Source organism: Paenibacillus thalictri, from assembly GCF_004307995.1.
Taxonomy (GTDB): Bacteria; Bacillota; Bacilli; order Paenibacillales; family NBRC-103111; genus Paenibacillus_AF; species Paenibacillus_AF thalictri.
Window position 1 is genome coordinate 13,304 of record NZ_SIRE01000004.1, and the last position, 12,162, is coordinate 25,465.

General features: G+C 51.0%; 9 protein-coding genes. 7 read left to right on the forward strand and 2 right to left on the reverse strand.

What is annotated here, in order from left to right; translation table 11 throughout:
• Window positions 1–336: 336 nt before the first annotated feature.
• The 7 genes from EYB31_RS04780 (at window position 337) to EYB31_RS04810 (ending at window position 10,913) form a co-directional block, all read left to right on the forward strand.
• On the forward strand, window positions 337–2,106 hold the full coding sequence (locus tag EYB31_RS04780; protein WP_165452210.1) for a sensor histidine kinase: 1,770 nt from the start codon (window positions 337–339) through the stop codon (window positions 2,104–2,106).
• The gene (locus tag EYB31_RS04785; protein ID WP_131012149.1) at window positions 2,099–3,151 is read left to right on the forward strand and encodes a helix-turn-helix domain-containing protein; all 1,053 of its coding nucleotides are present in this window, start codon (window positions 2,099–2,101) and stop codon (window positions 3,149–3,151) included. Before EYB31_RS04780 ends, EYB31_RS04785 begins: the two co-directional genes overlap by 8 nt.
• Before the next feature lie 152 nt (window positions 3,152–3,303).
• A complete protein-coding gene (locus EYB31_RS04790; protein ID WP_165452211.1) occupies window positions 3,304–4,977 on the forward strand; it encodes an extracellular solute-binding protein in 1,674 nt (557 codons plus the stop codon).
• Window positions 4,978–5,003: 26 nt separating this feature from the next.
• A complete protein-coding gene (locus EYB31_RS04795; RefSeq protein ID WP_131012151.1) occupies window positions 5,004–5,894 on the forward strand; it encodes an ABC transporter permease in 891 nt (296 codons plus the stop codon).
• A gap of 49 nt (window positions 5,895–5,943) precedes the next feature.
• Window positions 5,944–6,843, forward strand: coding sequence for a carbohydrate ABC transporter permease (locus tag EYB31_RS04800; protein ID WP_338119903.1), 900 nt, complete (start codon window positions 5,944–5,946; stop codon window positions 6,841–6,843).
• Between the two features lie 30 nt (window positions 6,844–6,873).
• Window positions 6,874–7,812, forward strand: coding sequence for a metallophosphoesterase family protein (locus tag EYB31_RS04805; protein WP_131012152.1), 939 nt, complete (start codon window positions 6,874–6,876; stop codon window positions 7,810–7,812).
• Between the two features lie 143 nt (window positions 7,813–7,955).
• A complete protein-coding gene (locus tag EYB31_RS04810; RefSeq protein WP_131012153.1) occupies window positions 7,956–10,913 on the forward strand; it encodes a lamin tail domain-containing protein in 2,958 nt (985 codons plus the stop codon).
• Between the two features lie 319 nt (window positions 10,914–11,232).
• On the opposite strand, the gene EYB31_RS04815 is transcribed toward EYB31_RS04810, so the two are convergent.
• A complete protein-coding gene (locus EYB31_RS04815; protein ID WP_165452212.1) occupies window positions 11,233–11,778 on the reverse strand; it encodes a GNAT family N-acetyltransferase in 546 nt (181 codons plus the stop codon).
• Window positions 11,735–11,908 carry a hypothetical protein gene (locus tag EYB31_RS40070; protein ID WP_165452213.1) on the reverse strand — a complete coding sequence of 58 codons (174 nt, stop codon included), beginning with the start codon at window positions 11,906–11,908 and terminating at the stop codon, window positions 11,735–11,737. The genes EYB31_RS04815 and EYB31_RS40070 overlap by 44 nt, the downstream gene beginning before the upstream one ends.
• Window positions 11,909–12,162 lie beyond the last annotated feature (254 nt).

Consider the following 12,162-nt stretch of genomic DNA (forward strand, 5'->3'; position numbering starts at 1 on the left):
GCGGTCATTCTGTTTATTATAACGTAAACTTGCCGGCGAACTCAATTGCTATTGATTTTGCGGTTCAATACGCGAAAAACATTTTTCTACATTCGCCCGCACATTTATAGCTCACTGCCGCTCCGCCCTCCCGGTTACAATGGAAATAAGCACGCTATCGCCGGAACGGCCTTTCGGTACCTTGTACAGCTTCCCCGCATCCGCGACAGGTGCGACATGGTACGGCTGGCTACCAAATTCCGAATACCAAGCGGTTTTGGCCTGAAACAAGGAGTGCGTAAGGGCAAGAGAGAATGTATGTAACGAATGCAACCTACAAATGAGGGAGTTCTGCACATGCCATGGCTGAATATTCCGCGATTACGCTCCATAAAAACAGTCAGACCGCGGTCATTGCGGACCAATCTGATTATCGGCTTATTGTTTAGCACGGTCGTACCGATCATGCTGATCGGGGCTGTCTCCTATTATATGATTTACCTGATTCTTGACAATAAAACGGCAAAAGGGATAGAAAGCACGCTGCATCAGGTCAGAACCAACGTGGAGAAGACGTATATGAACCTGAATTATTTCTCGCAGCAGCTCAGCGCCCGCGATATGCAGCTGATGTTCGAATCGGAGGATCCCGTGGAGCGTTACATTCTCGGACAGCAAGTGTTCAGCCGGCTGCAACTGCTCAGCTTTACCAATCCCGAAACGAATCTGATTTATATATACACTCTGCCGGCCAATGATCCCTTCTATCAAAATCAGCAGATGCAGCCCGAGTCGAACCCGGACCATCTGCCTGCGCTTACGACGTACAAAGGCGTGACCTTCTACGCGCCTCACAACACGTTTACTTTTAATAACGGCTTGGTGTTCTCGCTCTCCCGTTCGGTCAATTTATTGAAAAAAGACGGCAAGAGTATCTACGTGGAATCGAGCATCGGACTTGTCGATCAATTGATGAATAACCGTCAATACGGCATCAAAACAGTACAGGTGCTTGCCGATAAGGAGGGTACTGTTGTTTACAGCCAAGACGGCGGGTTTCCTGCCGGCTCCCGGATGCCATCCCATCTTCGTCCCGACAAATACAGCATGATCGGCGATTATTACTATTTTCAGGAGTACAGCGAAGAGCAAGGATGGTACATCTACTCCATCGTCCATAAAACCGATTTTCAAAAAGAAGTGCGCAGCTGGGCCATCTCCTGGGCGGCGATTTCCGTGCTGTCGCTTGTTTTCAGCGTGGCGGTCGGCTGGTGGATATGGAATATGATCTATGGCCCGCTCCGCAAGCTGAACCGCGAAATCCGCCAGCTCGGGGACAGCCGGCTGGACGGTGAAACGCCGATGCGGCAGCCCCTGCAGCTGACGCACGTGACCGAGCTGGACGTATTGCTTACGCAATTTGAGGAAATGCGCACGAATATATGGACGCTGCTCACCGAGCTGAAACAGAAGGAGGAAGATAAGCGGCATCTGGAGGTGGAAAAGCTGGTCGCGCAAATCAATCCGCACTTTTTGTACAATACGCTGAATACGGTGCAATGGCTTGCCAAAGGAAACGGCCAGCAGGATATTTTTAACCTGGTGACCGTATTTATCCGGCTGCTGCGCTATAATCTCGGCAAAGACGGGGAACTCGTCAAGCTGCGCCAGGAAATCGACGCGCTTCAGGATTACGTTAAGCTGCAGCAAATCCGGTACCACTATGAGTTTACCGTTCGCATTCATGCCGATCCGCAGACGCTTGACGTGCTTGTCCCCCGCTTCCTGCTGCAGCCGTTAATCGAAAATGCGCTGTACCACGGGCTCACCGAAGAAGGCAGCGCGATTGAATTAACCGTAACTGTAACGGACGAAACTTATATCGCCGTGCAGGTAAAAGATAACGGCAAAGGCATGAGCCCGGAAGAAATCGAAAAGCTGCTGCTGCATGATATTCCCGAGCGGGAAAAAGTCGGTATGGGCATCGGTTTGAATTATGTGAACACCATGCTGCAGGTCCATTACGGCCAATCCGCCAGGCTGCGGGCGGACAGCTCGCCGGAAACCGGAACAACGATGTATTTTTACATTCCAATCGCTGAAGCGGGAGGCTCACACCATGATTAACGCGCTTATCGTCGACGACGAATATATTGTCCGCAAAGGCCTGATCTCCACGCTCCCCTGGAAGGAGTTCGACATTCATATCGCAGGCGAAGCAAGCAACGGAGAAAAAGCGCTTGAATTCATGCTCAGGCATCCCATCGACTTGCTAATCACTGATTTGGCCATGCCGGTCATGAACGGATTTGATTTGATGCGGCGTGTCCGCGAGCAGTTTGCCCATATTCATATGGTCGTGCTCACCTGCCACGAGGATTTCAAGTATATCCAGGAAGCGCTTAGACTAGGCGCCGTTGATTATATCGTCAAAACAGAGCTGGAAGACGATATGATGAAGGATGCGCTCCGGCGCATTGCCCTGCGGATGGGAGAGAAACCGGAAGAGAAAGCGAAACCGGCAGCATCGGAGCCGCTGTGGTCGCCCGATGATGAGAAAAGGCTGCAAGTCCATATGAATAAATGGCTGCCGCTGCATTGGACGATTAAGCAAGAACTGTTTGACGAGTTCAGCCGCGAGCTGCACGGCATGAATCCGCCCATTCTTAAGCTGAGGCAGATGATGCATTATTTGCTGGTGGAGTGGAACCGGATGCTCGGCGGCGATTTGCTGCCGGAGTGGCTGCCCGGTGCGGAAGGTTTGCAGGATTTGGCGGCATGGGATGTATATATCGGCGGATTCCGGGACCGGCTGCGGAACGTCCTGCAAGTTTCCGCCTATCCGCAGGACGTTGCGCTGCGCATTATGGATGCGGCCGATTTTATCAAAACGAACATGGACTTGAACATCACGCAAGGCGAGCTGGCCCGCAAAATGGGGCTCAGCCGCGGGTATTTCAGCAAATGCTTCAAAGATCTGCTGGGCAAGCCGTTTCATGATTACATGAAGGAGCTGCGCATCGCCCGGGCCAAAACGCTGCTGCTGCAAAGCTCGAGGTCTGTCGCCGACATTGCCGAGGAATGCGGTTACTCGGACCATCGCTACTTCAGCAGGCAATTCCGGGACGAGACCGGACTGCTGCCATCGGAATATAGAACTTGGCATGTATGAAAACGGTGCAAAGGTAGGAAAAGCGTTTCGCACCCAACGCTGCAAAACCAACGATTTTCCCCATAAACGAAGACACGTATGGCTCACGCCCGCTCCGCTTCTTCCCTTACCATTAGTTTGAAACTCACTTTATGCACAGGGGGAATATTTTGATGAAACGAAAAAAAACGTGGTTTACGCTGCTGCTGGCGTTGTCTTTTGCATTTACCGCAGCTTGCAGCGATAAGCAGGAACCATCCGCGAGTTCCGGAACGGCAGGCAAGCCGGCCGAAGGTGACGCTCCAGGCCCAATGGGCAAATACGCAAGTCCGGTTACGATCAACCTTGGCTATTATAATCCGGGAGAAGTGAAATGGCCTGCTGGCTCCAACGACACGCTGCAGGACAACCGCTATACCCGCTTGATCGAAGACACGCTGAATATCAAAATCCAGCATGCTTTCGAGGTGCCCCAAACGGGCTACGAGGACAAAGTCAGCTTGCTCATTTCCAGCAACGATATTCCCGACTTTATGTTTGTCTCCGAAGGCCAGTTCAAAATTATGGCCGACTCGGACATGCTGGAGGATATGACCGCAGCCTACAACAACTACGCCTCCCCGCTGCTGAAAGATGTCATTAGCGGCTTCGGTCCCGAATTTATGAAGAAGGTCACCTATAACGGCAAAATGCTGGGCATCCCCTCGACTTCTCCGGCACACGACAGCGACGGGGTCGTATGGATCCGCAAGGACTGGCTGAAAAACGTCGGCATTGATCTGCCCGAAGTGATTAAGATGGACGACTTGGAGAAGGTCGCAAAAGCGTTTATCGAAAACGATCCCGATCAAAATGGCAAAAAAGATACGTACGGCATTCAGAGCACCTCATCGTTTGTCACCTCGACGGTTGGCTACAATTCGCTCGATTTGATTTTCACGGCTTATAACGCTTATCCGAAAACGTGGCGAAAAGATGCAAACGGCCAAATCGTGTATGGCTCCTTGCTGCCGGAAACAAAACAAGCGTTGTCCAAGCTGAGAGACATGTATGCGGGCGGAATGCTCGACAAGGAATTCGGGACGGTGAAAACCGATCAATTCGCCAAAGACATCAGCGCCGGCAAAGCAGGCATTTCGATGGGATACACCTGGGCTCCGATGAAAGCGCTCGCGGATTCAGTCAAAAACAATCCGAAGGCAGAATGGGGCGCCTACATGCTGGTATCTCCGGACGGCAAGCTGCACGCCCGCCAGCCGAATCCGCTTGGCCGAATTATGGCGGTGAAGAAAGGCGCCAAACATCCGGAAGCGATCATCAAGCTGATCAACCTGTTCGCCACCATGGACAACAACGCCCCCGACGCGCCGAAGGTATACGCCGACAGTCCGGGAACCAACTGGACGGTCCGTCCGATCCAGATGACGTTCCGCACGAAAAATACGGTGCGCGACCGGTTCCAGCGCTTCCAGGACGCAGCTGCCGGAAAGCTGAAGCGGGAGCAGCTGCCGGAAAGCGACCAAGGCATTTACGACAACTATACTAAAGGGTTGGATGCATTGAAGGCGTCGCCGCAGGACTGGGCTTATGTGTTGTATCAATTCGTCGGAGGCAAGATGGTGCTTCGTCCTGAAGTGGTTGAGGAATACAACCAGTTCTACGGCATTACGAAGTCGATGGAAACCAAGTGGGCCAATTTGACCAAGCTGGAAGACGAAGCGTTCATCCGTATCATCGTTGGCGACAAACCGGTCGATTATTTCGATACGTTTGTAACCGAATGGAAAAAGCAAGGCGGCGACGACGTAACTAAAGAGGTGGCGAAGGAAGCCGAGCGGCTTAAGTAACGGCAGCTCTGCAGGAGGACAATCGCATGAAAAGCTTGAAAGCGCAATTTCCTTATCACCTGATGCTGCTGCCCGGCATGATCGTGCTGGCCGTATTTCATCTTTATCCGATGCTTGGCGCGGTTATCGCCTTTAAAAAGTTTTTGCCGGCCAAAGGCATATGGGGCTCTCCATGGGTTGGCCTGGACAACATCTCTTATATGTTTCAAATTTCCGACAGCAAACTTGTCTTTTTTAATACGATCTACATTGCTTCAATGAAAATCGTCGCTCATTTAATCGCGCCGCTGTTGTTCGCCTTGCTGCTGAACGAGGTCAGGGTGCGCTATTTTAAACGATGGGTGCAGACGATCGTGTATTTGCCGCATTTTATGTCGTGGGTTATCCTCTCGGTCGTCATGGTCAATCTGCTGTCGCTGCGGGGTATGGTCAATCAGTTCCTCGGCTTGTTTGGGATGGAGCCGATCTTGTTTCTCGGCAGCAATACGTGGTTTCCGTTTGTGCTGGTCGGCAGCGATGTCTGGAAAGATTTCGGCTTCAAGGCAATCGTCTATTTGGCGGCGCTGACCGCGATCAACCCGTCGCTCTACGAAGCGGCGGAAATCGATGGGGCGACACGCCTTCAGAAGTTGTGGAGCGTGACGCTGCCGGGTATGATGTCCACGATCATTTTGCTTGCCGCGCTGTCGCTGGAAAATGTGCTGAACGCCGGGTTCGAGCAAATTTTGAACATGTACAATCCGCTGGTGTACGCTTCCGGCGACGTCATTGACACTTACGTATACCGTGTCGGGCTCGTTCATGCGCAATACGGCATTGCCAGCGCGGTCGGATTGATGAAATCGGTCGTCAGCTTTGTGCTGATCGTGGCGTCTTATCAGCTCGCGTCCCGGTTTGCAGGATACAAAATTTTCTAGGAGATGCTTACGAGGCCAGTTTTTGCTGGCGCAAAAACTCTAATAGGACGTGATCGCATTGGTCGTTTACGGCAAAAGCTGGCGGTCGAAACTGGCCGACCTTGTCATACTCGCTTTACTTACCGTCATCGCCTGCTTGTCGTTGTTTCCGATCTTGAATACGCTGGCGATTTCGTTCAGTGAGAAAGCGGCGGTCGCCGCGGGCAAGGTGACGTTGTTTCCGGTGGATGTAAGTTTGGCGAATTATACGGCGATGATGGGCGACAAGCAATTTTTCGTGTCGTTTGGCGTCTCCGTCAAAAGAGTGCTGCTCGGCGGCGCGATTCAATTTCTCCTGACGGTGCTGATGGCGTTTCCGCTCTCGCGCGACAACAAGCGGTTCCCGGCTCGCAATGTGTACATGTGGGTCGTTATCGTGTCGATGCTGTTTCACGGCGGGTTGATCCCTTGGTACATCACGGTCCGCTCCGTCGGCCTGATCGACACGATTTGGGCGCTTGTGCTGCCTGGCGCAGTTCCTGTATTCAACGTCCTCTTGCTGATGAATTTCTTCCGCGGTCTGCCAAAGGAGCTGGACGAAGCAGCGATGATGGATGGAGCCGGGCCGTGGTATACAATGGTTAAGCTGTATATCCCGCTTGCGCTGCCCGCCCTCGCCACCGTTACGCTGTTCAGCATCGTGGGGCATTGGAACGCTTTTTTCGACGGGCTTGTGCTCATTCATAAAGCGCAGAACTTGCCGCTGCAAACGTATATCAACACGCTGCGGCTGCAGCCTAGTCAGTGGGAGAACATGGATCCGGAAACGCTGAAAACGCTGATGCAAACGTCGGACGAAGGCCTGAACTCAGCCAAAATCATCGTCAGCATGGTGCCGATTTTACTCATTTATCCGCTGCTGCAGCGGTATTTCATTCATGGGATCGTGCTTGGTTCGGTGAAGGAATAAAGCTGAGGGAACTTAAGGAGGAACTTCAAGATGACCGGAACAACAATCCGCTTTGGCCTGATGGCCGACGTGCATCAAGACTTCATGTACCAAGCCGAGTCCCGGCTGCGCGAATTTATAGACCGCATGAACCGCGAGCGGCCCGATTTTATTATCCAGCTCGGCGACTTTTGTTACCCGCGGGAAGAAAACCGCCCGTTCGTCGGCGTGTGGGAATCGTTTACCGGACCAAAATACCATGTGCTCGGCAACCACGATATGGATGTGTGCGATAAACGTACGATCATGGACTTTCTTGGCATGGAGCGCAATTATTATTCGTTCGACTGCGGCGATTATCATTTTATCGTATTGGATGCGAATTTCTTAAGCCTAGAGGATGGATACGCCGACTACGAATACGGCAACTACCACAAGCTGCCGGATGCGATTAACAATCTGACTTCCGGACAGCTCGCTTGGTTGAAGACCGACCTCGCGGCGACAGAGCGGCAAACCGTCATTTTCAGCCATCAAAACCTGGAGTCCCATTATGTCGCTCCGAACATGGGGATTCGCAATCATGAGGAGTTTCGCGCGATTTTACGGGAAGCCAATGAGACGTCCGGTTTTCAAAAGGTAATCGCCTGCTTGAACGGGCATCAGCACCTCGACGGTGTCAAAGTTATCGATGATGTCTATTACGTTCAAATCAATAGCATGTCGTATTACTACCTGGGCAAAAATTATACAACCACGCGTTATTCAGAGGAAATATCCGCCGCCCACCGGCTGCTGCCGCAGTGCGCCCCTTATGAGGAAAGTTTGTACGCCATCGTGACGCTGGAGCCGGGGCTGCTGACGATCGAAGGCAAGCAATCGCGTTTTGTCGGGCCAACGCCGCTGGAGCTGGGGCATTCGAATTCGTGCGGTGGGCACGTGCTTGTACCTCATATTAACAGCAGGCGGCTGCTGTTTCCGGCGAAGTAAGGCCCCCTAGTTGCTATGCGGAAATACAGCAGACAATTCCCCGCTGCTTGCGGGAGATTGCGGGCATCGACAGCATCGTGCAAATCCGGAATTTGCCGCCGTGGCGAATGACGGGAAAAATCGATCGATAGGAGAAATAACGCATGCCCCAAAAGAGTTATATCCCTTTTTTTGCCGGCTTGTTTGCTGTCCTGCTTTCATTAATAGGCGGTACGGCGGGAATTCCCGGAACTGCTTATGCCGCCGCTGAAAACCCGCCGTCGCTGCTGATTACCGAAGTGATGATTCATTCCCCGGAAACGGGAGCTCCCTACCGCTACATTGAGTTGTACAACAACAGCGGCCGCTCGATCGATTTAACGAAACGCAAGCTGCTGTATTATTGGCCGGGCGTTGCTTCAAACCCTTGGCAGAATACAAGCGCGGACACCTACGATTTGATCGCCGACGGAAGAACAACCGATACTTACATTCATCCGTATAGCACCAAAATCGTCTGGCTGCTGACCGACGAAACCAAAACCGTGGCCGACTTCAACATCGCATACAATGCGCATTTAACCGAAGACCAGTTTGTGTATACAAAAGGAAACGGCTTTAATTACACGGCTCAGCGATATATGGCGATCGTCTCTCCCCCTTATGACAAGGTCAACGACCGGATTACTTTTGTGCGTTATAACGCTGACGCCGGCACAGGCACGTGTACGGCGGGAATCAACTGCGATTTCGTGCAGGGGGAAAGCGTCGACTACTATTTTCCCGAGCAGTTCGATACGACAAGCAGGGAGATGACGCGCAAGACGCCCCAATCGCTGCATCAAGCACCGACACCGGGTACGCTTAAATCCGGACAAGTGCCGACGCCGCCGGGAAAACTGCTGATCACCGAAATGGTGATTCATTCCTCAGGTACGGGGACTCCCTACCGCTATATCGAATTGTATAACAACAGCGCTCAAGCGATTGATTTATCCCAGCAAAAATTGTTGTACTATTGGAACGTCAGCGCCAAACCGTGGCTGTCGCCGGGCGTGGATACGTACAGTATCGTCTCGGCCGGTAGAGCGACCGACATGTTCATCCAGCCTTACAGCACCAAAATCGTCTGGTTGTTGTCGGACGCAAGCAAAACGACGGCCGATTTTAACGCCAATTACCATACCAGCTTGCCGGAAAGCCAGTTTGCTTACATCCAAGGAAGCGGCTTCTCTTATACCGCCCAAAGATATATGGCCGTTGTCGGTTCCCCCTACAACCAAGTCAACGACCGGCATTCCTTCGTCCGCTATAACGCCGATGCCGGGACGGGATCTTGTACGGCAGGCGTGAATTGTGATTTCGTTCAGGGTGAAGGCGTTAATTATTATGCGCCGGCTTCATTTGATACGGAGAGCCGGGAAATGGTCCGCAAAACATCCGGCACAACACACCAAACTCCGACCCCCGGCACCGTAAAAGCAGGGCAAGTCCCTCCCAGACCACCTACGCAAACAGAGCCGGCGGATATGGTTGTAACGGATTCTCCGAACTATGCCAAATATTTCAGCATGAGCACGGCACATTTCATTGTTCCCGGCCTTACGGAAGATTACGTTCCCCAAGGGATCTGTTACGTTCCATCCAAAAACTGGATGATCGTCGTATCTTACAGGTCGGACGGCGGTCCAAGTTTGCTCTCCGTCATCGATTTCACAAGCGGCAATCTGATTAAATCGGTCAGACTGTTTACCGACCCGCTGACCCCGTATACCGGACATGCGGGAGGGATCGCGGCCGGTGTGAGCCATGGCTGGATCGCCTCGGTGAACGGCATCGACCAATTTGACATCAAAGATATTGAACACGCTGTCAATATGGACACATTGATTTTGACCGATCATATTAAAACCGAATCGAGAGCCGATTACATGACGATTGACAATGGCGTGTTATGGGTTGGCGAACATGCCAGATACACGTATCCGGTCACGGATACGACGCATCATCTGCAGAACAGAGACAACCGGGAGTATTCCGCCTGGGTGTCCGGTTACCGTTTAGCTGCAGGCGAAGCGGTTGTTACATCCCGCGTGTACGCCGCAACAGGGGCCGTCATCCCGGATTATATTTTAGCGGTTCCCGATGAAGTTCAAGGAATGGCTATCGACGGCAACCGCATCGTGCTCAGCAAGTCATATGGCAGCAGAACAAGCGACCTGCTTGTCTACCAGGTAAATCTGGCCGACCCGCCTCATACCACAACGGCAAAGTTTGGCGCGACGGCGACACCGGTCTGGTTCCTGGACGGAGAAAATCAGCTTTATAATCTTATGGCGCCGCCGATGGCCGAAGGGATGTTTGTGCGTGGCGGAAACCTGTATACGGTATTCGAGTCGGGAGCGACTCCATACCGCACGGCCAGCGGCATGTATGCAGTCGATCACGTTTATGCGACTAACACCGCATCGCTATTTAGCGCAACCGCACCGCCGCGGGTTGTTCCCGGCGATCTGCAGATCACCGAAGCGGTCATCAGTTCCACGGGAGTCAACCAGCCTTACCGGTACATCGAGCTTTACAACAACAGCAATCAGCCAATCGATTTGACCGATCACCGGATCTATTATTATTGGGGCAATCAATATGCGAAGCCATGGGAATATGATGTCGGGGAATATCTCGTTTACTCGGCAGGCCGCACGACGGATATGACCATTGAGCCGCACAGCACCAAAATCGTCTGGTTTCTGTCCGACGAAACCAAAACCGTATCCGACTTCAACGCCGCCTACGGCACAAGTTTGACGGCCGACCAGTTTGTGTATATCAAGGGCGGCGCATTTTCCGCAACAACACAGCGGTTTTTGGCGATCGTCGGGCCGGCGGGAGATAAGGATGTCGACCGGTATACGTTCGTCCGGTACAATACCGGCGCGGGCACGGGGAACTGCACTGCCGGGGTCAACTGCGATTTTCAAAGCGGAGAAAGCATCGTTTATTTTTACCCTTCCTCACTAAATGAGGTGAGCAGGGAGTTGGACCGCAAAGTGCCGGAATCGCTGCATCAGCCCCCAACGCCGGGAACGGTGCTGCCCGGGCAGGTGAGGCCGCTTCCGTAAACGAAATAAGGTTCCGTGATGAACGCGAGTCGGACTCGAATCGAATTTTAAATGTGCCAGGATTGCTGCCTTTAGAAAAAGCTACCTCGCCTTTTATGACAAAATAATTAATCTTTTTTCTGAAATTTCTCAATAGCCTGTTTCAATTTCTCACGTTTTTGGTTTATGATCGTCACAATTTTTTCGGTTTCTTTTTTTTTTAACAAAGGTCTCGACCTTTTCTGAGCTGGCACTGAGAAATCACCTCGCTCATAATATGAATTTTATAGGATGAAAATAACCAAAAAAAGAACACTCGCATTTTTAGCGGGTGTTCTTGCTATTCGTCAAAAAATTCATTTATAAATTTCTCATCATAAAGTTCCAGTATCATGTTAACTAATCCATCAGAGGCATTAGGATTAACTATTTCCTTTTCAATGGTATAGTTAAAACCTAACTCCTGGTACCATGTCCAGCTTTCATACAGTGCATCTAACGTGATGAATCTTTCATTTGTTTTTATTGCGAGATCAATGATATGTTTTACAATGTAAGAACCAATTCCTAGACTCTTAAAATGTTTTGACACGCCTAATCGAGCCAAATCCAAGGACATGCGGTGTTGATCATGTAAATGTTCAATTTGGCTGACATCAAAGTTCAGCGGAAGTCTTTGTAAAGTGTAAAAAGCCGCCAACTGATCGCCCACGAATACGAGAGTGGTACTTGCTTCTCTTAATAAGTGAGAAAAAAATGCTTCCCCGATTAAAAATTCCGAAATGGAATCATTGTCACAATCAAATTTTTTGATCTGACTTAAATCTTCAACTGAAATTGTCTTAAATATGATTTTTTGAGGATCGACTTGCAGTTCCTTGGGCATATTGGTTGGCTGTGTCCATCTTTCTCTCAATCTTTTTTCTCATGTTATTGCTATTATGATTAATTCTAGCGATGAGTTTATCTGCATCTTTTCCTGTAATGTGTGGACGTTCCCTCATGCTGGCAGCCATTTGAAACGCCTCCTTATACAACTCTTTGTAATTGACTGTGGTACTGTTTATATCCATAATGTAACATTTACACTGTGCAAAAGTAAATATAAACACCCTACTTTAGTCAGGGATAGTTATATGCAAACAACGCTAAATTTCTCTGGCAGGGTGTTCGCAAGCCCTTGTTCGGGACTTTCACCCGTGCGGGCATACAAAAAAGGATGCGCATACACGCATCCTTTTTTGCTCACGGCGAATCGTCGTACGCCCGC

What these genes read in the sequence shown, in the direction of transcription:
- EYB31_RS04810 (WP_131012153.1), top strand. Translation starts at nt 7,956, where the DNA reads ATGCCCCAAAAGAGTTATATCCCTTTTTTTGCCGGCTTGTTTGCTGTC.
- EYB31_RS04795 (WP_131012151.1), top strand. Translation starts at nt 5,004, where the DNA reads ATGAAAAGCTTGAAAGCGCAATTTCCTTATCACCTGATGCTGCTGCCC.
- EYB31_RS04780 (WP_165452210.1), top strand. Translation starts at nt 337, where the DNA reads ATGCCATGGCTGAATATTCCGCGATTACGCTCCATAAAAACAGTCAGA.
- EYB31_RS40070 (WP_165452213.1), bottom strand. Translation starts at nt 11,908, where the DNA reads ATGGCTGCCAGCATGAGGGAACGTCCACACATTACAGGAAAAGATGCA.
- EYB31_RS04815 (WP_165452212.1), bottom strand. Translation starts at nt 11,778, where the DNA reads ATGCCCAAGGAACTGCAAGTCGATCCTCAAAAAATCATATTTAAGACA.
- EYB31_RS04790 (WP_165452211.1), top strand. Translation starts at nt 3,304, where the DNA reads ATGAAACGAAAAAAAACGTGGTTTACGCTGCTGCTGGCGTTGTCTTTT.
- EYB31_RS04785 (WP_131012149.1), top strand. Translation starts at nt 2,099, where the DNA reads ATGATTAACGCGCTTATCGTCGACGACGAATATATTGTCCGCAAAGGC.
- EYB31_RS04805 (WP_131012152.1), top strand. Translation starts at nt 6,874, where the DNA reads ATGACCGGAACAACAATCCGCTTTGGCCTGATGGCCGACGTGCATCAA.